The organism is Morganella sp. EGD-HP17, from assembly GCF_000512315.2.
Taxonomy (GTDB): domain Bacteria; phylum Pseudomonadota; class Gammaproteobacteria; order Enterobacterales; family Enterobacteriaceae; genus Morganella; species Morganella morganii.
The window spans coordinates 178,084-199,499 of record NZ_AZRH01000006.1 but is presented as its reverse complement, the minus strand read 5'-3'; the positions used below and the strand labels follow the sequence as shown (position 1 = coordinate 199,499).

The window sequence follows — 21,416 nt, the reverse complement described above, 5'->3', positions numbered from 1 at the left end:
AAATTCACGTACAGCGGAGCAGAAAAGGGCTGACAGGGCACCGGTGCATGAACAGCAGCGGGCTGTTATGAGAGGGGAGCGCCCTGATTATGAGGTATTTGAACGCTACTGAACCTGTTTTGCGGAAAGAGAATATTTATCCTTTTTTTCATTGGATCTGAGTGAGTTATGGAAATTATTTCCACCGGATGAATGGTAGATTATTTTTATAACAAAACGGAGGAACACATGAAAAATACACTGTATCTTTTAAAAATGGGATTTTCTGACTTAAATTATCCCGGTAGTCTCTTTCTTTGCCCTGACTGCACGCTGTTAGAAGGCGTTCTTGCCACGAATCCTGAATTGCGTGAATCAACAGATGTTGTTTATATTGATTTTGATAAACCAAGAAAACTGCTGGTGGATCTTATCGGGGAAGAAAACCAGTCATTGCCTGTATTAGTTTTCGCGGACGGACAAAACTTTATTAATGACGTTGATGGTATTCTGGCCGAATTTGCCATGACAAACGGATGTCCTGCAAAACATCCTTAAGCGTCATCGATACACCAGAAATCAGCCTCACTTCTGGTGAGGCTTTTTCTGTGTCTTATCCGGTTTTACATCAGTCAATAACGGTTATTTTTAAAGGACGGAATTTACTGTAGCACCATAATCCGATAAAAATCATTGTTCCGAAGATAACAGTAAACGCACCAATAAGCACCGCAATAATCTCACAGGCGGGAACAGGAAATCCTTATAACTGATTAAAATATTAAAAGATTTATTTCAGCGAATAAATCATCTATTAAATGGATAAATATAGGTTATTTATTTTACAAATAAAAGTAATAGTGGTGAAATTCATTTTATATTTTACTTAGTCTCAGGTGGTATTATCAGTTGGTAACATATCGTTATTTTTCATTGTGTTTACATATAAAATAATCTTATGTAATAATGCATGGGTTAAATTATCAGGAATTAACCTTATGCATTATGTAGTTATATCTCATTTGTCATTATGTCTTCTTGTCGGATGTGCTGAAGCAGGCAATAAAACTAACGCCGAATTAACCGTCGCCACCAAAAAAACACCTGAAAATCTTATGAATAAGCCGACCTATATGCTTGCCGGTCATTCGAAATTTGAACAGGATGCAGAGAAAAGCCGAAATAAACAGAATGAACTTTTTAAAGCCGGATTAAAGGAGAGCAGAAATACCGGTATCGATAGTGATTTTTCTTATAAGCCTGCGAAATTTCCTTCTTATGCATATGGCCAGTATGCATCGCCGGAATTTGTCTGGAATAGTGAAAAACAGCTCTATGAAGTAAAACCATCAGCCAGTATGACCTTAACAATAACCCCTTGATTTGTTGTCCGGTCGGTCGCTGCATAATCTTCATGCAAAACGGATACGGTATTAAACCGCAAACCTATGTCAAATTTTTTAAATCCGGCCTTTGATTTGCGAACTGAAATCGCAGATGATGGCACTATAGTCACTGACAGGAGGTAAGTTGTTATGTTTCCGGAATACCGTGATTTGATCTCCCATCTTCGCCAGAATAGTCATCAGTTTCGCACGCTGTTTGATAAACACAACCAACTCGATCATGAAATTGCCCGTCTGGAAAAATCGGACAGAAGCGGCTACAGTGAGGAAGTGGTGGAGCTGAAAAAACAGAAATTACGCCTGAAAGAAGAAATCCACCAGCTTCTTAAAGATCCGCCGGAAGATGACTGAATTTCCTTAATATGCCATCGGTTAATCCGGTGGCTTTTTGTTTACAGGGACAAAAAAGAGGAGGAAACATGATTTGTTACCGGCAGATGGTTAATACAGATTGCGGGCAGGTGGCGGCATTATTACAGGAGAATGCTCAGTCACGGCAGGGCGGATTGCTGGGGGAATATCCCCTGAAGAAAGTTGAAAATATGTTTGCGCATGCACTGACGGTGATTATTGCGCAGGATGGTGACGTGATTGCCGGGGTGGTGTTCAGTTTTCCGGTGCAGTCCGCACAAATATCGCCGGTGACCGCGGTGATTTCACAGCAATTCGGTGAGTTACTGGAAAATAACTGGTTTTACGGCCCGGTCTGTATTGGGGCAGATTATCGCGGGCAGGGAATCTTACCGGCGCTGTATCAGCGGCTATGTGCGGAAAACAGCGGAAAACCGGTTGCCTTTATTAACCAGGATAATGAACGTTCGGTTCGTGCACATCTGAAATCCGGTATGAAAGAAGCCGGTCATTTTATCTGTGATAATACCCCTTACTTACTGATGATTGGCCGCTGAATATCAGTGAATTTTATCTTTTCCGGTTTTTATTTCCTGTTTTTACGTATTAGTGACTATACTGAAATCGTCATTATGATTTGCCGTATTAACATGATTTTCAACCGAGGAGCTTGTTATGGGGTATTACGAGTTAAAAAAATCAACCAAAGATACACCGCAGCCGTACTATTTTGTTCTGAAAGCCGGAAACCATGAAATTATTGCCACCAGCGAAATGTATGCCTCAAAGCAGGGGGCAATGAATGGTATCGCGTCTGTACAGAAAAATGGCCCTTCTGAAGTGATTAAAGATTTGACCTGATCAATAAGCAGCAGATTTATTAAGGCCCCTGAGCACATCAGCGGGCCTTTTCTTTTTCCTGTGCCGCTGAATTCATCCTGGCTGAAATACAATACCGGTTGTCCTGCATGCAAAAGCAGATTGCCTGTCTGCTGTTTATAGTATGGGTAACAATTATGTTCAGCGGGGCGGTTCCTGTGTTTTTACTCTTATTTGCGTGTGGCTGTATTGTCGGGTCGACAACGGTATTGTTTGGTTTTGGCGGCGGATTTTTTATTGTTCCGCTGCTTTATGCATTGTTAACAGCCACGGCAGACAGCCATACCGCGGCGGCGGCCATGCATATTGCAGTGGCGACATCCACCGGGGTGATGATATTCAGCGCATCATTGGCAACCCTTCGCCAGCATCGTGCCGGAATGATTAACTGGCCGCAGGTACGCCCGCTGGCGGGATATATTGCCGCCGGTGCGGTGGCAGGTGCATTGCTGGCGATTGCAGTTCAGGGGATATGGGTTAAGTGGATGTTTATTGCTTACCTTGCCATCACTATTCTGGACAGTATTTTCCGCCCCGGGTTTATGACACAGTCAGCGTCTCATCTGCGGACAATGCCAGCGGGTGCTGTTGCGGTGGCCGGTACTGTGATTGGTGTGGTGGCAGCGTTTCTGGGGGTGGGCGGCAGTGTGATGACCGTTCCGTTGATGCGCCGTCGTGGTGCGGAAATGGCACAGGCGACGGCGATGGCCAATCCGCTGTCTTTGCCGATGGCACTGGCCGGTACGCTGACTTATATTTTGCTGGCCCGCCATGAAACGGCAGAATTCGGCAGCGGTTTTGCCGGTTATGTGGATATTCAGGCTTTTATGTTACTGATTGCCGGATCCTGGCTGGGGCAAAAACTCAGCGCGCCGCTGATTGGCCGGATCCCGGATAAACTCTATGCTAAATCTTATCTGGCGCTGCTGATATTTGTTCTGCTGGTGATGGTGATTGTGCAGTAAGCAGGATATCTCCGCCGAAAAGTAATCATCTGCAGCGAATTAACAGAGTGCAGGTTGCCGGTTGATTTTGTGATCTATCAGCTTTACTTATATCTCCGGATGTCCTTAAATATCTGCGGGTTCTTTGTTTGTCAGATACTAAGTAAGGTTTACAGGAGATTCGATCATGTCACCAATGACGAAAAGTACGATGGTATACCCTATTGGTTTCTTCACCTGCATGGCACTCATTATCTTTATTGTTGCGTTAGTGATTTGATAACGGGTAATGAAGAAGAAAGGAAAACCTCCCGCGTGAACGGGAGGTTTTTTTACGGCCCCGGTATGGCGCCGGTTTAATCCGCGGATAACACCGTTATAATGATCAGATTGCGCCCTGTTTTTCCTCTTTAACTTTTTTCGCTTTTTTCCCTTTTTCACTTTTTACTTTTGCTTCATGTTTTACGGCTTTCGCATGGCTGTCCGCTTTAGTGGCGGTAATACCGGAATGCGCAGCGGAAACTGCCGGTGCCGGAGTCGATGCCATTGCACCGAAAGAGAATAAACCGGCCAGAGTTGCAACAATAAGGGCTGAATGTTTCATTATGATATCCTCAGGATTTCGGGAGTATTTATACCTGCTCAGCGGGTATGGATGAAACATATTCCTGTTTTTTTCGCCGCACAACGGGATATACATAAACAGTGGCAATATTTTCAAATCTCCAGAAAACTGACAAATCCTGATATTCCGCTATAGTTAACAATATTGAATTTATTGTTTAAAATCATTTTGTTATGTCGGTATTTTTTGAAGTTTAAACGGTTCATCAACAGGAAATAAATTTATTATTTTCCCGGATTAAGTTTTTTTTGTAATTCTTCTGTCAGCCGGACCAGTTGCATCTTGTCTTTTTCTGAAAGATATGCAGTGTAATTATCCGCAAAGCGGTTAATACGCTCCATTCCTTTGATTATTTTTGCTGCTGCCTTATCGATATCACTCTGATTTGTATTCATTGTTTTTTCCTTTACAGTGCCGGTGTTATTACTATTATCATAAAAAATAGTGATTAATAGCTTAAATTGAATTAATCCGGTTCATCATAAAGAATTAAGAGAGTCTTCATTTTCTTTTTTCCGGAGAGGATTATTGTGGAAAGTTAAATAAGAAAATACGTTTTTCCACATTGCATAATCCGCCTTCGCGCATTTCCATCGGGTGAACGAGCACCGCGTAGCGGGGAAGCCAGGTGTTGATCCGGATCTTGTCATTGACGGATATCGGATCATTCACTACGATATTAATTCATTCAAATGAATTAATAAAAGGTGACTTATGAAAACAGCAAACACAGCAATACCGGCCGGGTTCTCTTTACAGGAGCGGGATCGCCGCTGGGATCTGGCGCGTGACATCATGCGTCAGCGTAATCTGGATGTTCTGATTGTTTATGGTGACCGGGAATCTGCTGCCCCGGCACCGTTCTGCGTGGATCACTATTTTACCAATGACCGCCTCGGGTCTGTGGTGATCTTTTATCAGGACAATGACCCGGTTGTGGTGACATTTGCGCCGATGATGATTGCCGACCATATGCAGGCCGCATTACGCGGGGACAATCAGTGGTTGTCGCCGTCACAGATTATGGTCGGTAAAACCGGACGTAATATCGGGGCACTGCTCCGGGAGATGAATGTACCGGCGACGGCACAAATCGGCGTGATCGGGCTGGAACCGTATCCGCCGTTCTATTTTGATGGTGCGATGCCGTTCAATACCCTGACCGGGATTAAAGAGGCGTATCCGCAGGCGGCGATTGTACCGGTTTACCGTGACTTTTTTGTCCGCGCTTCCGTAAAAAGTGAGGAAGAGCTGGCACATATCCGTCACGCTGCCGCCATCGGTGAAGCGATGAGTGAAGCCATGCGTGTGACAGCGGTACCGGGAAACAGTGAGGCGGATATTGCGGCAGCAGTCACTGCCACCTGTTTATCTGCGGGGGGATTTACGGCGGAGATCCTGATGGGGTCCGGCCCGGAATATATCGGCTGGGGTCAGCCTGCCTGGCAGTACCGCTCACAGAAACCCCGGGAGATTGAGCGCGGTGATATTGTGTTGTCAGAAATTTTCGCGCTGTACGGAATGTATGAAACCCAGCATCAGGCAGCGGTTGCGGTCGGTAATATTCACCCGCAGCTGGAGAAAGCGGCACAGGTCGCACGGGAATGTTATGACATCGGGGTGTCATATCTGAAAGAGGGCGTGACATTCGGGGAAGTGGTGGATGAGATGGAAAAACCGCTGCTGGCTTCCGGCGGCTGGCATGTGCATCCGCTGATCCACAGTATCAATCCGTATGGTCCGATCGGGTTCGGTACTGCGCCGGGAATTGAATCTCTGCCGCTGGTATCCCGTTACCGCAAAGTGGAGCGTCTGCCGAATCCCGGCCGGGAACTGGTGCTGAAGGCAGGGATGAGCTTTGCATTTGAACCGAATTGTGCCTTTGGTTATCATCTGTGTAACCTTGGTGGTACGGTCATTGTCGGGAAAAACGGCGGAATTGAGCTGAATGATAATTCCACCCGGCTGATGCGTGCTGATCTCTGATTATACCGGTGAATCTGCAGATGACGGAAAAGATGAATAAACATACGCTCTCCTCAGAGCAGACCAGAGAGAAACTGATACAGGCGGGGATCCGCCTGTTTGCCCTCAGCGGTGTCAGCGGTGTCCGGACCCGGCAGCTGGCGGAGGAGGCGGGTGTGAATCAGTCAGCCATTCCGTATCATCTGGGCGGTAAATCGGGGGTGTATGCCGCAGTGATCCGGAAAATTACCGATGACCTGGCCGCGGTGACGGATGTCAGCAGGATCGATGCTGCCACAGAGGCACTGACGGCGCAGGCGCAGCCGGGCAAAACGGCATTGAAAACAGTACTGGTCAGTATGGTCTCCGGGCTGTGCAAGGCATTGTTATCGCCGGAACGCGCTCTGTACGGCACGCTGATCCTGCGGGAACAGCTGGAGCAGACTGAAAATTATGATGTGATTTATCAGTCATTTATTGAACCCTTTCATAAGCGACTCTCTCTGCTGGCACAGCTTGCAGATCCGCAGGCGGATACAAAAACAACCATTATCAGGGCGCATGCCCTGATAGGGCAGATTCTGGGGTTTGTGGTGGCACAAAAGGCGTATCTGTGCCGCAGTGAAGCGAAATCTGTCAGTGAGGATGAACTGGCGGAAATCACCGGGCAGATTGTACTGCTTTCCTGCCGGGCTCTGGGACTGGATGAGGCGTGAATGACAGTGCCGGAGAGTATCCGGCACTGTATTGTCGTGATTACCAGCCGGGAACGGCGCCGCCGTTAAACAGCGTTTCTGCGGCTTTGGCAACTTCCGGTGACTGATAAGCTTTAATAAATTTTTGTACATTCTCCGCGTCTTTATTATCTTCACGGGTCACAATAATATTGACGTACGGTGATTCTTTATCTTCGATAAACACACTGTCTTTTACCGGTGATAAGCCGGTTTGCTGAATATAGGTGGTACTGATAATGGCTACTGTGACTTTCGGATCTTTAATCACCCGGGGTAACTGAGCGCCTTCCAGCTCCATGATATTCAGTTTCAGCGGATTTTCAGTAATATCCAGCGCAGTCGGTAATAAACCGGTGCCGGATTTTAATTTAATCAGTTTCTCTTTTTCCATTAATAATAATGCACGGCCGAGGTTTGTCGGGTCATTCGGCATGGCAATGGTATCACCGGTTTTTAATTCACTGATATTTTTAATTTTATCGGAATAACCTGCCATCGGAAATACAAAGGTATTTGCCACAGCGACCAGGTTATAACCTCTGGCGTTATTATCCTGGGCCAGGAACGGGCGATGCTGGAAGACGTTGGCATCAAGATCCCCATTGGCCGTCGGATCATTCGGTAACAATGAACCGCTGAAACCGACCAGTTCGACATCCAGTCCGTATTTTTCTTTGGCCACTTTTTTGGCAACCTCAGCCACATCCTGCTCGGCGCCATTAATCACACCGACTTTAATTTTTGTCATGTCAGTTGTGCCCTTATCACAGCCTGACAGTAAAAATCCCAGTGCTAAAACAGCACCGGAAAAAAACAGAGAAAATTGCTTTTTCATTATGTTCACCATTCTGTTTACTGAAAGTATGTATCAGTAAATAGCGGTAAAATGAAAGAAAGGTCAACGGGAAGGGTGATGCAAAAATTTCATCTTGACAGAAATAAAAAAAAGCCCGCAATCCGCGGGCATAATCACAACATTTCTTCAGGGTACTCTCTACTTGGATGAACTTACTATACCGGAGCGGATGTGTAGTAGTGTCCGGCTTTTTAAAGCTTGATTAATGTATTATCGGGATTTGTCAGCAAACCATGACAAAGTGTGACAGACAGCACATTAATATCCGAAAGTTATCATGATGAGAAAAAAAGAATATAGCAAACCGGAAAACGGCCGTTGTATTGGATAAATACGCAATTACTGACCTGTTCAGGCGATATACTCATTCCGGAAGCCTGCATAATGATAAGTAATGCATGTTGTTATTTGTCAATGATAAACGGAGCAACAATATGCCAAATAAAATCTTTTCACCAAAATATAATCCGGTAGAGCGGGTCGCTTTTGATATGGCACTGCATTCGGTCGGATAATGTTGTCAATACCGGGCGAATTACAGCATAAGTGCGACGGACAGAGAGTGCTTTTGTGACTCTGTCCATCGGACGTCTGTTCAGAGATAAGACCGGCGCTTTTTCATTGCATTCTCCGTTGATGGCAGCTTTCAGTGCTGCATTAAGCCGGTATTCCGCCTGTAATTGTTGTCTGCGTGCAGCCCGGCGGGCTCTGGCGCACTGATATCCGCGGCAACTCATTTTTACCTCCCTTTATTTCTGAATCATCAGCATAAAAATACTAATGGTATTATTTCCTGGTATTATTTTCTCCGGCAAATAAATACTAAAAGTATTATTTGTAATCAGTAAAATGCCCTCCGGCGGGAGGGCGGCAGGAGATGATTACAGTTTCATCATCATCTGAACGGCAACACCGATAATTTTACAGTCACCGTTAACTTTCATGGCCGGCCACGTCGGGTTGAGTCCTTTCAGATACCAGTTGCCGCCATCGATCACCAGCTTTTTGAACGTTGCTTCGTTGGAATCCGTCAGCTTTGCGACGACCAGGCTGCCATTTTCGGAATCTTTGCCGGTGTCGATCAGGATCAAAGAGCCGTCAGGCACACTCTTGCCGGTTGGTGCGGTCATGGATTCGCCTTCGACTCTCAGCCAGAATGCGGCCCCCTGAACATGGGTTTCTGATTCATACCATTCGTCGATTTGATCCAGCCCGTAAGCTTCATTCGCCTCATTCCAGGCACCCGCCTGTACCCAGCTGATTAACGGGTATCTCGGGGAGGGTTTGTAAGGGCGAAGGCCGGAAATATTGCTGTCAATAGCGGCACTCAGTGCCTGCGCCTCTGCGGCAAGAGACGGACTGAAATCAGAAATAGGGACATTGAGTTGCGTGGCGAACACACTTGCTGTCTGTAAATTCAATGCATTACGGCCGTTAAGATAGTGACCGACGGCGCCCTGGCTGATATTCAGTATGTCAGCAATGCTCTGTTGGGTGATACCCAGCTCTTTTTTCTTTGACTCATACAAAGCTTTCAGTCTTCGGCAGTCTGCCAGCTGTTCTGTCGTCAGTTGTCGTTTTTCATTCATACAATATTAATACCAAAATCAGAATTTTTGTCAATACTAAAGATATTGACATATTTAATACTTATGGTATGATTTGTCTATCAACAGATACTGTTGCCCGCTCTTTAACAGACTGCGCTGAAAAATGCGCACCAACAGCCTGAACCACTCCGTGTGTGAACAGGCTCCGGCATGCTGAATGCATTGCCATCAAAAAAGCATCCCGTAAGCGGGATGGTCGCCGGTATTTCCCGGCACTATTTATATTCAGTAACTTTATTTAAATTTGCCCTGCACATTATTTTTATTTAATGACATCCGGCTCTGCTTCGTTTAATACGCAGCGCAGCCGGTAATTTACAGGATGATACTTCAGAGGATATATTATGACTGAGGAAAAATTTAAAATATACGCCAATATTATCCGGGCCTGCCGGGATTATGATTGCTTTACCAACAGTGATGCTGCGCGATATACAGAGACATCTGAAATATTTATCCGCACATATACCACTATCCTGCATAAAATCGGCAGTCTGATAAAAACAGGGATGGTTAAGCAGGGACGGCATTATATTCCGCAATATGCGGTGGCACCGGATGCTGTCACGCGTCTGTACCGCTATGTCCGTGAAATCAGGGGAGAACCTGAACCTAATCCTGTAATGAAATGTCCGTCAAAGGGAATGAAGCGGATTAAATTCTGCGGACGAGTGGTCAATAAGGCCTTTATTTCGCCGGGGTTCGGACGTTCTGCGATTACCGATATTGATTCACGATTAAAGGCAGTAAGGAATAAAGATCCGGAAACGGTTTTACATTAATTTTTTATATTTCAGACATTATCTGAGTTTACCTTTCAATAATATTTACGGAACACTCTGCAAGGGAGTGTATATGAGCATGTCAGATAAATATTCCGGACCCGCAGCATATACCTGGGGGCTTATCACCTCCGTTTTGGGTGTGTTATCGCTGGATCAGTGGGCAGTCCTTATCGGGATTGTCTGCACCATCGGTACATTTTTTATCAATTGGTATTACCGACGGAAAGAGTTTCAGATAAAAGCCGGAGATCACCATGAAGAATAGTCTGAGCAAAAAAGTGATTGCCGCAGCAGCAGGCGGCGCAATTTCTGCCGCTCTGGTGCTGATTCCGGCCTATGAAGGCGTGGAATACCGGCCCTACCGCGATGTGGCCGGGGTGCTGACTGTCTGTTACGGGCATACCGGCAGTGATATTCAGGCAGGAAAGATTTATACGGCGGATGAATGCCGGGCACTATTGCACCGTGATCTGGATAAAATCCGCCGCGCGGTTGATCCGATGATTACGGTTCCTGTGGATGACACCACCCGGGCTGCCATCTATTCCTTTGTTTACAACGTCGGCCCGGGGGCGTTTTCCCGCTCTTCGATGCTGCGAAAACTGAACAGCGGTGATATTGCCGGTGCCTGTGAGGAAATGAAACGCTGGACATTTGCCGGCGGCCGGCAGTGGCAGGGGCTGATTAACCGGCGTGAAGCGGAGAGTGAGGTATGTCGTGCAACCCTGTAGTGCTGATCATTGCCGCGATTCTCATACTGATAGCCTGCCTGCTGGCAGGCTGTTACCTGTATTCACTCCCGGATTACTGTCAGCCGCTGCCGGGACATCCGCGGGCGGCCGTTATCCACTATCAGTGTGAAAATCCATGAATATACTGACAAAAATACTGGCCGGTCTCTGCATTGTAATACTGACCTGTCTGTTGCTGACACTGCATCTGTACAGCGGTGTAAAAGGTAATTATCTGATACTGAAAGATAAGTATGACCAGCAGCTGGCTGTTAATAATCTGACCCGGGTGGCGTTTATGGCCGGACATCATATTGCGCTCAGCAATATCCGGGCAAAGCAGACGGAGGAGGCGGAGCATATCAATGTTAAGACAATTATTAAAACCGTACTTAAAGAGGATGAATGTGCTGCCGCTTCTGTGCCTGGCCGTGTTACCGGCGGGTTGCAGCAATACGAGAGAGACATTCGTGCCCGCGCCGGTGGTGCCGGTTCCGGCTCATCTTCTCGCTGACTGCCCGCTGCCGGTTATCCCGGATGAACTGACTTACGGCGGCGCGATCCTGCTGCTGACGGATGCGATGAAAACAATCGCGGACTGTAATCACGATAAACGGGCAATACGGGAGTTTGAGCAGATGCGGGCTTCCGGAGCGGAAAGTAACAAAGGAAATGTGCTGTGAGGGTGGGCAGACGGTTATCAGCATTGTTGTTAACAACTGCTGTAAATGCGGGTGTGAATGTAAAGAGCCAGAAAAACCGGAACTGACGTGTCCGCCTGTAACGCCGAAACCTACGTGTCCGCCGGTCACTCAGACATGTACACCGCCGGATACACCGACAACACCAACATTTACTGGTGGGTTTACGCTCGATTTTTGATGCAGCTATAATTTCAAACATTAAATCAGCAATGCCCCGCTAAATTGCGGGGCTTTTTTATCCGGAGGATAGATTATAACTGCCGGGATCACGGACATTTTTTCCGAATCCGGTAAGTCTGGTGTTCATATTGTGGATACGGACAGACGAGCGGTATTTTGGTGTCCCCTGCAGGAATCGAACCTGCAATTAGCCCTTAGGAGGGGCTTGTTATATCCATTTAACTAAGAGGACATGATGTCTGATGGTATGGCCGGTTTTGCGGCGGGTCATATGTTAACGCTCAACCCCGCATTCTATCAAGTCTTTATTTCCGCTTTGTTTTTTCTTCGTTTCCGGTTACCGGTGCGTTTTTTATGTGGTGCGCCGGTCCCGGATGTGCAGATTGAACGTATTACCTGCGGGCTCCCGGGGGGCGGCTGTATTTATGGTAATGTCTTCGTAACCTTTTGTTTCAGCCACGAAATAAAGATATCTGCTTTCGGATTACGCCTGTCTCCTAGCATAGCAAAGTAATATCGCTGACTGCATGTCAGTGAAATATCGCCGAAGGGCATCACCAGCATCCTGCTCTGAATACGTTTTTCCACCAGTTGTTTACGTCCCATCGCGACACCGGCATGATTCATTGCCGCCACAATCGCCAAATCTGAACGATCAAAACACAGATTGCGCCGGTGAGGGAACAAATCAGGCTGATAGTGTTCACTCCAGGCTTTCCATTCGTCGTAATCCGAGTTACTGCTCCATGCCTGGCGGTCATGTAATAACATGCAGTTCCTGAGCTGATGAATATTGTTATGCAGCTCATAACGTTTCGCATATTCCGGGCTGCAAACCGGCACGATTGATTCTGACATCAAATCCTCGCAATAGAGATTAGGTCTTGATATATCGTCGTAATAAATTGCGATATCAATGCCATAGCCGCGGAAATTGACATCATCATTACCGGTTAACAGATTCAACTGAATAGCAGGGTATTGATCTGTAAAATCCGCTATCCCCGGAATCAGCCAGCATTGCGCCAGAGACGGGCGGGAATAGACCGTTAACTCGCCGGAAATTTCCTGATTTTTGATATCAATGATTTCCTGGTTAATGTCATCCAGGTTTTTCCGTAATGCCCAGTAGATGCGTTCACCGTCTGATGTGAGTTCAACCCGCCGGTGAAAACGCTCAAATAACCGGAAACCCAGTTCACTTTCGAGGGTGTTGATACGGTGGCTTACCGCGCCGGGCGTCAGCGCCAGTTCCTGTGCTGCCAGAGCAAATGAACAGTGCCGTGCCGCTGCTTCGAAAGTATGCAGGCGTGACAGCTGATGACCCGATACCCGCTTGTTTCGCCGCAGGGATCCCGATGGTTCATACCGGTTTATATCCGATGACATAGCCGCTCCCTTTTTATTATGCAGGATGATTTTACATAAAGAATACCGCGTTTAAGGTGAATTTATATGATGCAATTCACGGAAAAAGTGCTGATTTTGATGAATGTCACGCATTTGAGTTAACCCAGCTAACCCAAGGCCCCGGTTTCATCGTTTGTCACCCCTGAATATTTATTATCCAATGAATGCACAACAACAATATAACCAGGGGTAGGATATGGACTCTGTAATGTGGATGATCGGCACGCTGGTTTTCAGTATCTTGCTGATTATTATTTCAATTATTAAATTTAAGTTTCACCCGTTTTTAGCACTGCTGCTCACCAGCTTTTTTGTCGGTATCGCCATGAATATGGAACCGCAGGATATGGTCAGCGCCATCGAAAACGGGATTGGCGGGACACTCGGATTTTTGGCGGCCATTATCGGACTGGGAACCATACTCGGGAAGATGATGGAAATATCCGGCGCTGCTGAGCGAATCGGGATCACGCTGGAAAAATGCCGCTGGTTAAGTCCCGATGTCACCATGATATTGATCGGCCTTATTTGTGGTATCACACTGTTTGTCGAAGTCGGGGTTGTATTACTGATCCCGCTGGCATTTTCGATTGCCAAAAAAACAAATACCTCATTATTAAAACTGGCGATTCCGTTATGTACGGCTCTGATGGCCGTACACTGCATTATTCCGCCGCATCCTGCTGCGTTATTTGTCACCAATGAACTCGGCGCGGATATCGGAACGGTGATAGTGGCCGGGTTAGTGGTGGGGCTGGTTGCATCGCTGATTGGCGGGCCGCTGTTCCTGAAATTTTTGGGGGATCGTTTACCGCTCAAAGTTGTACCGGCCGCGTTTGCTGACCTGAAAGTCCGTGAAGAAAAAGATTTACCCTCATTAGGCGCGGCGTTATTTACGGTTCTGCTGCCGATTGTGCTCATGCTGATCAAAACAACCGCTGATTTAAACATGAGCAAAGATAGCCCGTTATTCATCTTTTTATTGTTTATCGGTAATCCGATAACTGCGATGTTTATCGCCGCTTTTGCCGCTTATTACGTATTGGGTATCCGCCGGAATATGGGAATGAGCGTCCTGCTCAGCAAAACAGAAGAAAGTTTTAGTTCGATTGCGAATATCTTGTTGATTATCGGGGCGGGAGGTGCATTTAACGGCATCCTGAAAGGCAGCGGGCTGAGTGATTCTCTGGCACTGGTGCTGTCCGGTATCGATATACACCCGATTTTACTTGCCTGGCTGGTGGCTATCATTCTTCATGCCGCAGTCGGATCAGCAACGGTCGCCATGATGGGCGCGACTGCAATCGTGGCTCCGCTGATGCCGCTGTACCCGCACATCAGCCCTGAAATTATGACGCTGGCTATCGGCTCCGGGGCAATCGGCTGCACCATTGTGACTGATTCCTTATTCTGGCTGGTGAAACAATATTGTAATGCCACGCTGGCGGAAACATTCCGTTATTACAGTGTCGCCACGCTGATTGCATCCGTTGTCGCGCTGGCCGGCACCTTTGCACTTTCCTATGTGATTTAAAAGAGAGTAATGATGACTCAGATTAATATTGAAAAGTTAATTGCTGACTATCCATTGGTTCAGAAACTGATTGATTTAAAACAGGTGGCATGGTTTAACCCCGGCGTAACCACCACGGAAGCGGGTTTGCCGTATGTGGGACTAACGCTTGAGGATGTGAAGGATGCACAAGCACGCTTAAGCCGCTTTGCCCCGTATCTGATGAAAGCCTTTCCTGAAACACAGGTCATGCAGGGGATCATTGAATCTGAAGCGGTAGCGATTCCGGAGATGCAGGCAGCTCTTGCGGCACGCTATCAGACGCCGCTGACAGGGAAAATGTATCTCAAAAAAGACAGTCATCTGCCGATCTCCGGTTCGATAAAAGCGCGTGGCGGGATCTATGAAGTGCTGACCCATGCGGAAAAATTAGCGCTGGAGGCAGGATTGCTGTCAACCGGTGATGATTATGCGGTGTTATTCTCGGATAAATTCAGGCAGTTTTTCAGTCAGTATCGTATTGCTGTCGGATCAACCGGTAACTTAGGGATGTCCATCGGCATTATGAGCGCGAAGCTGGGTTTCAGTGTCAGTGTGCACATGTCTGCGGATGCCAGACAATGGAAAAAAGACAAATTACGTTCTCACGGTGTCAATGTCGTTGAATATGAACAGGATTACAGTATTGCAGTGGAGCAGGGGCGTAAGGAGGCTGAAAAAGATCCGTCCTGCTTCTTTATTGATGATGAGAACTCCTCCACACTCTTTTTAGGCTATGCGGTGGCGGGCCTGCGGCTGAAAACGCAATTTGCAGAAAAGGGAATTACCGTTGATGAGCAGCATCCGCTGTTTGTGTATTTACCGTGCGGTGTCGGCGGGGGCCCCGGCGGTGTTGCATTCGGATTAAAACTGGCATTTGGTGATGCGGTACATTGTTTCTTTGCAGAACCGACGCATTCACCCTGTATGTTGCTCGGGGTGCATACCGGTCTTCATGATGCCATCTCTGTTCAGGAAATCGGTATTGACAATATTACTGCGGCCGATGGTCTCGCGGTCGGCCGGGCATCCGGATTTGTCGGCCGGGCCATGGAGCGGCTGATCGACGGTTATTACACCATTGATGATGAGGAAATGTATAACCTGCTGGGATTGCTTGATCAGACTGAAGCTATCAGGCTGGAACCTTCTGCTTTAGCGGGCATGCCCGGTTGTGTGCATGTGACCCGGAATCAGGCGTATTTACAGGCTGAATCGCTGACACCGGAACGGATGGCGAATGCCACACATCTGGTCTGGGCAACCGGCGGCGGCATGGTTCCGGAAGATGAGATGCAAAAATATTTATCACAGGCCAAAGGTAACTGACAGGGCGGTGAGCAACTGAACAGACCGGGACCGGCGATATGATTGCCGGTTCCGGGAGCAGGTGATTATTTACGGCTCATTTCCTGTGACTTTTCTGTCGCACTGCGGACACCGGCCATCACCGCCTGACGTAAACCCATTTCTTCCAGTTTGATGACTGCTTCAATCGTGGTGCCGCCCGGCGAGCAGACCATATCTTTCAGTTCGCCCGGATGTTTGCCGGTTTCGAGAACCATTTTTGCCGCCCCCATTACGGTTTGTGCTGCAAACTCATAGGCTTGTTTACGCGGCATACCACCGGCTACCGCCGCATCTGCCATTGCTTCAATAAACATAAAAACATACGCAGGAGCAGACCCGCTGACGCCGATCACGGCATCAATCAGTGATTCAGGGACTAACTCAGCGCGGCCGAAACTGCGGCACAGTGACATCACCAGCTCAGTTTCTTCATCCGTCAGATAAGCATTAACGGTAACGGATGTCATCCCGGCATTGACCAGCGCGGGGGTGTTCGGCATCAGACGGACCACTTTGGCGGATGACGGCAGGGCGGCTTCCAGAGCTTCCAGAGTCACACCGGCGGCCATCGAAACAATCAGGGTATCCGCTTTAAGGCAAGGGGAAATATCACGTAATACACCGGGAACGGCGTAAGGCTTTACACCTATAAAAATAATATCGGATTGTTCCGCCACCCGCTGAGCCTGTGTCTCACCGTGAACACCGAATTCCTGCGCCACGCGGTCGGTACTGGCCGGGCTGTGGTTATGTACAAAAACAGTATCAGGGGAAATAATTTTTCCTGAAATCAGGCCGTTAAGGATGGCTTTTCCCATATTTCCGCAACCAATAAATCCGACTTTTTTATTCATGATGGCTCCTGTATTGCTGACAAAGACTGACCTGAAGAGCAGGATACCACTCTGTGCTGCCGGGGTAACCCGGTAATTTCGGCATGATTTACATACACAAATATACAAAATCCGGGTAATATTGACCTATTATAGATACGTGAAACTGTAAATTTTGCTCACGTTTTGGCATGGAGAAACATATGAAGTATCAGGTAAGTGGCCTGACACTTGCTGCGGTGCTGCTGATTGGCGGGTGCGCAAGTTCGGATCAGACACCGGGAACGCGCAGTGATCCGCTCGAAGGATTTAACCGCTCAATGTTCAATTTTAACTATAACGTGCTGGATCCTTATGTGCTCAGACCGGTGGCGGTTGCCTGGCGCGATTATGTGCCGACACCGGCACGAAACGGCACCATCAACTTCCTCGGTAACCTCGAAGAACCGGCCAGTATGGTCAACAATTTTCTGCGCGGGGATTTTTACCAGGGATTTAAGCACTTTAACCGCTTCTTTCTCAACACCGTCTTTGGCCTGGGCGGCCTGATTGATGTTGCTTCTATGGCGAACCCTGAACTGGCGAAAACGGAACCGGCCCGGTTTGGTAATACCCTGGGTTACTATGGTATGGGTTATGGTCCGTATGTGGTTATTCCGGGTTATGGCGGCGCAACACCGCGTGTGGATGGCGGCGACTGGCTGGATACCACGTATCCGATGCTGAGTTATCTGACTATCTGGATGGGTGTCGGTAAATGGGCTATCGAAGGGATCGACAACCGTGCTCAGGCACTGGACGCGGAAGGTGTGCTGCATAACTCCAGCGACCCGTATCTGATGATGCGTGAAGCGTATTTCCAGCGTAATGATTTCCTGGCTTCCGGCGGGGCACTGAAAGTGCAGGAAAACCCGAATGCGGCAGCGATTGCTGATGAACTGGATTCTATCGACAGCGAATAATGTGCTGGTGGCAGACAAATAAAAAAGTTCTGGTCAGTGACCAGAACTTTTTTTATGCATTCAGACCGGAAAATCAGAAGCTGTAGTTAAAGTTAACACCGTATAACCAGGCTTTACCGGAGGAGCTGAATTCGTAGTTTGGCATTTGCAGGTTCGGGTTACCCAATTTGCCACCGATAGCTGCAAGCTGATCTTTACTCATCAGCGGCTCAGAGATATTAACTTTACGCCCGTGCATATAGGCGACACCAACATCAACAGACGCATCTTTGTTGAAGGCGTAGGTTGAGCCCAGGCTGAACCAGATACGATCCTGGTCCGGAATAGAGATAGAGCGGTTGTTTGCCGGGACCGGGCTGTCATCAAAGGCAATACCACCACGGAAGGTCCAGTTATCATCATGATAATAAGTGGTACCTAATGCTACGCGGTATGCATTTTTGAAACCTTCATGCTTTTCAAACAGAACGCCGCCGTTACCTTTATCTGTCGCTTTCAGCTCCTGGAATGAATCCCAGCCGGTGTAAGCAAAGGTATAATGAACCGCCCATTTTGGTGCAACGCGGTGATAAGCGGAGAATTCCCAGATATCCGGTAAATTCAGATCCAGTTTACCTTTGGTGGAGCGGTCAAGAAGACCCGGAATGTTTTGGGTGAAATCACCGTCTTTAAATTTCACAGTGACTTTAGAGCGATATGTCAGACTGAAACGGTTATCTTTATCCAGCTCATATAACATCCCCGCATTCCAGCCGTAACCCCAGCCGTCACCTTTCAGTTTGGCGAGGTTAGAGTTTGCAGGAATTTTTGCTAATGCAGGATTTTTGGTCAGCCCGGCTGCAACCTGGCCCAGCTCACCGGTATGACGCGAAATTTCCGCATCAGCATAAACGGCATTCAGTCCCAGACCAAAGCTGAAGTTATCATTCAGACGATAAGCACCGGCCACGTTAAAGTTGGCCGTCACGAGATCGGTTTTGCCGCCGATAGCACCGGCAGAGTAATTATCTTTAAATTCTGTTGCCAGACCAAAGTTTGTGGTGGTTGATGCACCGACTGACCATTTTTCATTAATCGGCATAATAAAATGCAGATTCGGGACAACCGCGCTTGGCGCGATATCTTTGGCATCAGTGCTGTTACCGGTCAGCGGGGATTTACCGCTGATATCCACTGACGGGTTGATCAGGATCGCACCGGCGGACATGGACGGGCGATCAAATAATGTCATTGCTGCCGGGTTGCGGCTGCCGACGCTGGCATCATCTGCCACGGCACCTTCCCCTGAAAACGCACGTCCGAGTGCAGACGTGGAATACTCATTTAATTGAAAACCCGCCGCAAAAGCCTGAGTTGCTGTTAATGAAACTGCCACTGCCAGTGCTGAACGAGTGAACAGGTTTTTCTGGTTCATGACCAAAACCCTCTTGTTTATTTTGTTTATGTACTACTTTGGTAGTTAGAAGTAGCGCTGGATTGTATGTTTGCTTGTTGATATGACAAATCAGACCAGTTGACAGAGTATAGAATCAGCACACTGGAATGTTATTTTTTTGTACGAAAATAAGCGGATTGAGATGTAAAAATGCGATTTGGATTACAAAAATTTAACAATAACGTGATTTTTGAGAGCAAAAAGTGGCTTTAGCCCGAGTAGATCAAACAATAGATTGAATTTTTATGGTTTACTTTGATAAATGGTATGATTCAGTACTAAGACTGCAGGCTATTTTTAACTAACGGGAGACTGAAATGGCTGACGAAAAAAAACTGTGCAGCGCAGAAGAAACCGCAGCATGCTGCTGTGTGGATGTAGGCACTATTATTGATAACGAAAGCTGCACCTCTTCTTTCGAGCGCGTATTTGCATCTAAAGCAGACGCTGAGCAGATGATGGCAGCACTGACTGCCAAAGCAAATGCAGCAGCATCTGAACCATGCAAAATCCACAGCGAATATAAAGAAACGGCTGACGGCGTTCTGCTGAAAGCGGATTTCACTTTCAGCTGCCAGGCTGAAACACTGATCTTTGAACTGGGTCTGCGTTAATTCATCAGAATAATACGCAAACTGAATTCAGGCCTCCGGTGAATGCGGGGGCCTTTTTTATCGTTTTTTTTGTTATAAAAAGTTTATTTCCTGAGCCACCTCGCAGTTTTCAGTTATTCACATTGCGTGAATGCAACACGATGTTAACAATATCAGCAGGTCAGACCACCGGCAGTTCGTGATAACCTCTCATCATGTAAGGATGAACGAATGAAGCAGGCACAGGCAGAACGTATTGCAGTTGTTGACGGATTACGGACACCGTTTGCACGGCAGTCCACGGTATACCGTGATATCCCGGCGGTTGAACTTGGCCGGGCGGTGGTGCAGGAACTCCTTTTTCGCCAGTCATTTCCGGCAGAACTGGTTGACCTTGTCGTTTTCGGCCAGGTGATCCAAATGCCTGCCGCGCCCAATATTGCCCGTGAAATTGTGCTCAGTACCGGGTTGCCGGTAACCACAGATGCGTATTCAGTAACCCGTGCCTGTGCCACCAGTTTTCAGGCCATCGCCAATGCGGCACAGGCGATACAGTGCGGACAGAATCAGATAGCCGTCGCAGGCGGGGCAGATTCCGCCTCTGTGCTCCCGATTGGTGTATCACGCAAACTGGCCGGAGTATTGCTGGATCTCAGCAAAGCACGAAAATTGCCGCAGAAACTCCGGTTACTGGCCTCACTGCGGCCGCGCGACCTCCTGCCGGTTGCCCCGGCGGTGGCAGAATATTCCACCGGTCTACGCATGGGCGATACCGCCGAACAGATGGCAAAACGTTACCATATCAGCCGTCAGGCACAGGATGCGTTCGCCCATCAGTCACATCAGGCCGCCACGCAGGCGTGGACATCCGGTGTCCTGCGCGATGAGGTGATGACCGCCCGTTTTCCGCCGTTCAGTCAGGTTTGTGAAGAAGATAATACTTTACGGAAAAATTCCCTTCCCGGCAGCTATGCACAACTGAAACCGGCATTTGATAAACGTCACGGCACGGTGACCGCGGCAAACAGCACACCACTGACAGACGGCGCGGCAGCCGTACTGATGATGACCGAAACCCGCGCCCGTGAACTCGGGCTGACGCCGCTGGGCTTTTTGCGCAGTTATGCATTTACGGGTAACGCAGTGCAGGAAGATATGCTGCTGGGGCCGTCTTATGCCGCACCGCTGGCACTTGATCGCGCTGGTCTGACATTGTCTGACCTGACACTGATTGATATGCATGAAGCTTTTGCAGCCCAGGTTCTGACTAATCTGCACTGTTTTGCCAGTGAGGACTTTGCCCGTGAAAAACTCAACCGGACATCGGCAATTGGTGAGGTGGATCCGGCGCGGTTTAATGTGCTCGGCGGGTCAATTGCTTACGGGCATCCTTTTGCGGCTACCGGTGCCCGGATGGTGACACAGACACTGCGGGAGCTGCGGCGGCGGGGCGGCGGTTTTGCAATGACCACGGCCTGTGCGGCGGGCGGACTCGGCGTGGCGATGATCTGGGAAACAGAATAAGACGG

General features: G+C 47.9%; 28 protein-coding genes and 1 tRNA gene. 19 read left to right on the top strand and 10 right to left on the bottom strand.

The window, feature by feature from the left end:
* The first annotated feature begins 228 nt into the window (after nt 1–228).
* The 6 genes from X965_RS08835 (at nt 229) to X965_RS08810 (ending at nt 3,580) form a co-directional block, all read left to right on the top strand.
* A complete protein-coding gene (locus tag X965_RS08835) occupies nt 229–537 on the top strand; it encodes a DUF3088 family protein (RefSeq protein WP_036417820.1) in 309 nt (102 codons plus the stop codon).
* Nucleotides 538–977: 440 nt separating this feature from the next.
* Nucleotides 978–1,361 carry a hypothetical protein gene (locus tag X965_RS08830; RefSeq protein ID WP_015422797.1) on the top strand — a complete coding sequence of 128 codons (384 nt, stop codon included), beginning with the start codon at nt 978–980 and terminating at the stop codon, nt 1,359–1,361.
* 153 nt (nt 1,362–1,514) lie between these two features.
* Nucleotides 1,515–1,736, top strand: coding sequence for a YdcH family protein (locus X965_RS08825; RefSeq protein ID WP_004239807.1), 222 nt, complete (start codon nt 1,515–1,517; stop codon nt 1,734–1,736).
* Between the two features lie 68 nt (nt 1,737–1,804).
* Complete coding sequence (locus X965_RS08820; RefSeq protein WP_015422796.1) at nt 1,805–2,293, top strand: GNAT family N-acetyltransferase; 489 nt, start codon at nt 1,805–1,807, stop codon at nt 2,291–2,293.
* 118 nt (nt 2,294–2,411) lie between these two features.
* Nucleotides 2,412–2,597, top strand: a complete 186-nt coding sequence (locus tag X965_RS08815; protein ID WP_004235045.1) for a YegP family protein — start codon at nt 2,412–2,414, stop codon at nt 2,595–2,597.
* Nucleotides 2,598–2,704: 107 nt separating this feature from the next.
* Nucleotides 2,705–3,580 carry a sulfite exporter TauE/SafE family protein gene (locus tag X965_RS08810; RefSeq protein ID WP_004235047.1) on the top strand — a complete coding sequence of 292 codons (876 nt, stop codon included), beginning with the start codon at nt 2,705–2,707 and terminating at the stop codon, nt 3,578–3,580.
* 364 nt (nt 3,581–3,944) lie between these two features.
* Here the strand turns inward: X965_RS08810 and X965_RS08805 are convergent, their stop codons facing one another.
* The 3 genes from X965_RS08805 to X965_RS19540 all read right to left on the bottom strand — a co-directional run bounded on the left by X965_RS08805 (nt 3,945) and on the right by X965_RS19540 (nt 4,856).
* Nucleotides 3,945–4,163, bottom strand: a complete 219-nt coding sequence (locus X965_RS08805) for a hypothetical protein (protein ID WP_004235049.1) — start codon at nt 4,161–4,163, stop codon at nt 3,945–3,947.
* Nucleotides 4,164–4,408: 245 nt separating this feature from the next.
* A complete protein-coding gene (locus tag X965_RS19545) occupies nt 4,409–4,579 on the bottom strand; it encodes a hypothetical protein (RefSeq protein WP_004235050.1) in 171 nt (56 codons plus the stop codon).
* A 130-nt stretch (nt 4,580–4,709) separates the two neighbouring features.
* Nucleotides 4,710–4,856, bottom strand: a complete 147-nt coding sequence (locus X965_RS19540) for a hypothetical protein (RefSeq protein WP_172794083.1) — start codon at nt 4,854–4,856, stop codon at nt 4,710–4,712.
* 42 nt (nt 4,857–4,898) lie between these two features.
* Between X965_RS19540 and X965_RS08800 the strand changes: the two genes are divergently transcribed.
* Together X965_RS08800 and X965_RS08795 are read left to right on the top strand one after the other, a co-directional pair.
* A complete protein-coding gene (locus X965_RS08800; RefSeq protein ID WP_024473390.1) occupies nt 4,899–6,170 on the top strand; it encodes a Xaa-Pro peptidase family protein in 1,272 nt (423 codons plus the stop codon).
* Nucleotides 6,171–6,202: 32 nt separating this feature from the next.
* Nucleotides 6,203–6,865 (top strand): CerR family C-terminal domain-containing protein, encoded by a 663-nt coding sequence (locus X965_RS08795; protein ID WP_225904180.1) that lies wholly within the window; start codon nt 6,203–6,205, stop codon nt 6,863–6,865.
* A gap of 40 nt (nt 6,866–6,905) precedes the next feature.
* On the opposite strand, the gene nlpA is transcribed toward X965_RS08795, so the two are convergent.
* The 3 genes from nlpA to X965_RS08780 all read right to left on the bottom strand — a co-directional run bounded on the left by nlpA (nt 6,906) and on the right by X965_RS08780 (nt 9,331).
* A complete protein-coding gene (nlpA, locus tag X965_RS08790; RefSeq protein ID WP_024473388.1) occupies nt 6,906–7,721 on the bottom strand; it encodes a lipoprotein NlpA in 816 nt (271 codons plus the stop codon).
* Nucleotides 7,722–8,194: 473 nt separating this feature from the next.
* Nucleotides 8,195–8,479, bottom strand: a complete 285-nt coding sequence (locus tag X965_RS08785; RefSeq protein WP_051997326.1) for a hypothetical protein — start codon at nt 8,477–8,479, stop codon at nt 8,195–8,197.
* A 144-nt stretch (nt 8,480–8,623) separates the two neighbouring features.
* Nucleotides 8,624–9,331 (bottom strand): LexA family transcriptional regulator, encoded by a 708-nt coding sequence (locus X965_RS08780; RefSeq protein ID WP_004235063.1) that lies wholly within the window; start codon nt 9,329–9,331, stop codon nt 8,624–8,626.
* Between the two features lie 365 nt (nt 9,332–9,696).
* On the opposite strand from X965_RS08780, the gene X965_RS08775 reads away from it, so the two are divergent.
* The 6 genes from X965_RS08775 (at nt 9,697) to X965_RS08755 (ending at nt 11,551) form a co-directional block, all read left to right on the top strand.
* Nucleotides 9,697–10,134 carry a hypothetical protein gene (locus tag X965_RS08775; protein ID WP_036417782.1) on the top strand — a complete coding sequence of 146 codons (438 nt, stop codon included), beginning with the start codon at nt 9,697–9,699 and terminating at the stop codon, nt 10,132–10,134.
* Between the two features lie 73 nt (nt 10,135–10,207).
* Nucleotides 10,208–10,402 carry a phage holin family protein gene (locus tag X965_RS08770; protein WP_004239823.1) on the top strand — a complete coding sequence of 65 codons (195 nt, stop codon included), beginning with the start codon at nt 10,208–10,210 and terminating at the stop codon, nt 10,400–10,402.
* Nucleotides 10,392–10,868 carry a lysozyme gene (locus X965_RS08765; RefSeq protein WP_004239825.1) on the top strand — a complete coding sequence of 159 codons (477 nt, stop codon included), beginning with the start codon at nt 10,392–10,394 and terminating at the stop codon, nt 10,866–10,868. The genes X965_RS08770 and X965_RS08765 overlap by 11 nt, the downstream gene beginning before the upstream one ends.
* Nucleotides 10,850–11,008, top strand: coding sequence for a hypothetical protein (locus tag X965_RS19535; protein WP_164478935.1), 159 nt, complete (start codon nt 10,850–10,852; stop codon nt 11,006–11,008). The genes X965_RS08765 and X965_RS19535 overlap by 19 nt, the downstream gene beginning before the upstream one ends.
* A complete protein-coding gene (locus X965_RS08760) occupies nt 11,005–11,382 on the top strand; it encodes a hypothetical protein (RefSeq protein WP_004235070.1) in 378 nt (125 codons plus the stop codon). The genes X965_RS19535 and X965_RS08760 overlap by 4 nt, the downstream gene beginning before the upstream one ends.
* On the top strand, nt 11,354–11,551 hold the full coding sequence (locus X965_RS08755) for a hypothetical protein (RefSeq protein WP_036417780.1): 198 nt from the start codon (nt 11,354–11,356) through the stop codon (nt 11,549–11,551). The genes X965_RS08760 and X965_RS08755 overlap by 29 nt, the downstream gene beginning before the upstream one ends.
* Nucleotides 11,552–11,909: 358 nt before the next feature.
* Here the strand turns inward: X965_RS08755 and X965_RS08750 are convergent.
* Nucleotides 11,910–11,984 (bottom strand) — tRNA-Arg (locus X965_RS08750).
* 191 nt (nt 11,985–12,175) lie between these two features.
* Entirely contained in the window at nt 12,176–13,141 is a 966-nt protein-coding gene (gene dsdC, locus X965_RS08745; protein WP_004239828.1) for a DNA-binding transcriptional regulator DsdC, read from the bottom strand.
* 217 nt (nt 13,142–13,358) lie between these two features.
* Between dsdC and dsdX the strand changes: the two genes are divergently transcribed.
* Together dsdX and dsdA are read left to right on the top strand one after the other, a co-directional pair.
* On the top strand, nt 13,359–14,696 hold the full coding sequence (gene dsdX / locus X965_RS08740) for a D-serine transporter DsdX (protein ID WP_036417779.1): 1,338 nt from the start codon (nt 13,359–13,361) through the stop codon (nt 14,694–14,696).
* 12 nt (nt 14,697–14,708) lie between these two features.
* Entirely contained in the window at nt 14,709–16,043 is a 1,335-nt protein-coding gene (gene dsdA, locus X965_RS08735; RefSeq protein ID WP_036417777.1) for a D-serine ammonia-lyase, read from the top strand.
* Nucleotides 16,044–16,108: 65 nt separating this feature from the next.
* Here the strand turns inward: dsdA and proC are convergent, their stop codons facing one another.
* Nucleotides 16,109–16,918, bottom strand: coding sequence for a pyrroline-5-carboxylate reductase (gene proC / locus X965_RS08730; protein ID WP_036417775.1), 810 nt, complete (start codon nt 16,916–16,918; stop codon nt 16,109–16,111).
* Between the two features lie 182 nt (nt 16,919–17,100).
* Between proC and mlaA the strand changes: the two genes are divergently transcribed.
* Complete coding sequence (gene mlaA, locus X965_RS08725) at nt 17,101–17,859, top strand: phospholipid-binding lipoprotein MlaA (RefSeq protein WP_004239833.1); 759 nt, start codon at nt 17,101–17,103, stop codon at nt 17,857–17,859.
* A 73-nt stretch (nt 17,860–17,932) separates the two neighbouring features.
* On the opposite strand, the gene fadL is transcribed toward mlaA, so the two are convergent.
* Nucleotides 17,933–19,273, bottom strand: a complete 1,341-nt coding sequence (gene fadL, locus X965_RS08720) for a long-chain fatty acid transporter FadL (protein WP_004235077.1) — start codon at nt 19,271–19,273, stop codon at nt 17,933–17,935.
* Nucleotides 19,274–19,611: 338 nt separating this feature from the next.
* Here fadL and X965_RS08715 point away from each other — a divergent pair, with 338 nt between their 5' ends.
* The gene (locus tag X965_RS08715; RefSeq protein WP_004235078.1) at nt 19,612–19,908 is read left to right on the top strand and encodes a DUF406 family protein; all 297 of its coding nucleotides are present in this window, start codon (nt 19,612–19,614) and stop codon (nt 19,906–19,908) included.
* 210 nt (nt 19,909–20,118) lie between these two features.
* Nucleotides 20,119–21,411 (top strand): acetyl-CoA C-acyltransferase FadI, encoded by a 1,293-nt coding sequence (fadI, locus tag X965_RS08710; protein WP_036417773.1) that lies wholly within the window; start codon nt 20,119–20,121, stop codon nt 21,409–21,411.
* Nucleotides 21,412–21,416 lie beyond the last annotated feature (5 nt).

What these genes read in the sequence shown, in the direction of transcription:
- nlpA (WP_024473388.1), bottom strand. Translation starts at nt 7,721, where the DNA reads ATGAAAAAGCAATTTTCTCTGTTTTTTTCCGGTGCTGTTTTAGCACTG.
- X965_RS08760 (WP_004235070.1), top strand. Translation starts at nt 11,005, where the DNA reads ATGAATATACTGACAAAAATACTGGCCGGTCTCTGCATTGTAATACTG.
- X965_RS08775 (WP_036417782.1), top strand. Translation starts at nt 9,697, where the DNA reads ATGACTGAGGAAAAATTTAAAATATACGCCAATATTATCCGGGCCTGC.
- X965_RS19535 (WP_164478935.1), top strand. Translation starts at nt 10,850, where the DNA reads ATGTCGTGCAACCCTGTAGTGCTGATCATTGCCGCGATTCTCATACTG.
- X965_RS08765 (WP_004239825.1), top strand. Translation starts at nt 10,392, where the DNA reads ATGAAGAATAGTCTGAGCAAAAAAGTGATTGCCGCAGCAGCAGGCGGC.
- proC (WP_036417775.1), bottom strand. Translation starts at nt 16,918, where the DNA reads ATGAATAAAAAAGTCGGATTTATTGGTTGCGGAAATATGGGAAAAGCC.
- X965_RS19545 (WP_004235050.1), bottom strand. Translation starts at nt 4,579, where the DNA reads ATGAATACAAATCAGAGTGATATCGATAAGGCAGCAGCAAAAATAATC.
- X965_RS08795 (WP_225904180.1), top strand. Translation starts at nt 6,203, where the DNA reads ATGAATAAACATACGCTCTCCTCAGAGCAGACCAGAGAGAAACTGATA.
- dsdA (WP_036417777.1), top strand. Translation starts at nt 14,709, where the DNA reads ATGACTCAGATTAATATTGAAAAGTTAATTGCTGACTATCCATTGGTT.
- X965_RS08785 (WP_051997326.1), bottom strand. Translation starts at nt 8,479, where the DNA reads ATGAGTTGCCGCGGATATCAGTGCGCCAGAGCCCGCCGGGCTGCACGC.
- X965_RS08830 (WP_015422797.1), top strand. Translation starts at nt 978, where the DNA reads ATGCATTATGTAGTTATATCTCATTTGTCATTATGTCTTCTTGTCGGA.
- dsdC (WP_004239828.1), bottom strand. Translation starts at nt 13,141, where the DNA reads ATGTCATCGGATATAAACCGGTATGAACCATCGGGATCCCTGCGGCGA.
- X965_RS08825 (WP_004239807.1), top strand. Translation starts at nt 1,515, where the DNA reads ATGTTTCCGGAATACCGTGATTTGATCTCCCATCTTCGCCAGAATAGT.
- X965_RS08815 (WP_004235045.1), top strand. Translation starts at nt 2,412, where the DNA reads ATGGGGTATTACGAGTTAAAAAAATCAACCAAAGATACACCGCAGCCG.
- X965_RS08800 (WP_024473390.1), top strand. Translation starts at nt 4,899, where the DNA reads ATGAAAACAGCAAACACAGCAATACCGGCCGGGTTCTCTTTACAGGAG.
- X965_RS08770 (WP_004239823.1), top strand. Translation starts at nt 10,208, where the DNA reads ATGAGCATGTCAGATAAATATTCCGGACCCGCAGCATATACCTGGGGG.
- mlaA (WP_004239833.1), top strand. Translation starts at nt 17,101, where the DNA reads ATGAAGTATCAGGTAAGTGGCCTGACACTTGCTGCGGTGCTGCTGATT.
- fadI (WP_036417773.1), top strand. Translation starts at nt 20,119, where the DNA reads ATGAAGCAGGCACAGGCAGAACGTATTGCAGTTGTTGACGGATTACGG.
- dsdX (WP_036417779.1), top strand. Translation starts at nt 13,359, where the DNA reads ATGGACTCTGTAATGTGGATGATCGGCACGCTGGTTTTCAGTATCTTG.
- X965_RS08805 (WP_004235049.1), bottom strand. Translation starts at nt 4,163, where the DNA reads ATGAAACATTCAGCCCTTATTGTTGCAACTCTGGCCGGTTTATTCTCT.
- X965_RS08835 (WP_036417820.1), top strand. Translation starts at nt 229, where the DNA reads ATGAAAAATACACTGTATCTTTTAAAAATGGGATTTTCTGACTTAAAT.
- X965_RS08715 (WP_004235078.1), top strand. Translation starts at nt 19,612, where the DNA reads ATGGCTGACGAAAAAAAACTGTGCAGCGCAGAAGAAACCGCAGCATGC.
- X965_RS08820 (WP_015422796.1), top strand. Translation starts at nt 1,805, where the DNA reads ATGATTTGTTACCGGCAGATGGTTAATACAGATTGCGGGCAGGTGGCG.
- X965_RS08810 (WP_004235047.1), top strand. Translation starts at nt 2,705, where the DNA reads ATGCAAAAGCAGATTGCCTGTCTGCTGTTTATAGTATGGGTAACAATT.
- X965_RS08780 (WP_004235063.1), bottom strand. Translation starts at nt 9,331, where the DNA reads ATGAATGAAAAACGACAACTGACGACAGAACAGCTGGCAGACTGCCGA.
- fadL (WP_004235077.1), bottom strand. Translation starts at nt 19,273, where the DNA reads ATGAACCAGAAAAACCTGTTCACTCGTTCAGCACTGGCAGTGGCAGTT.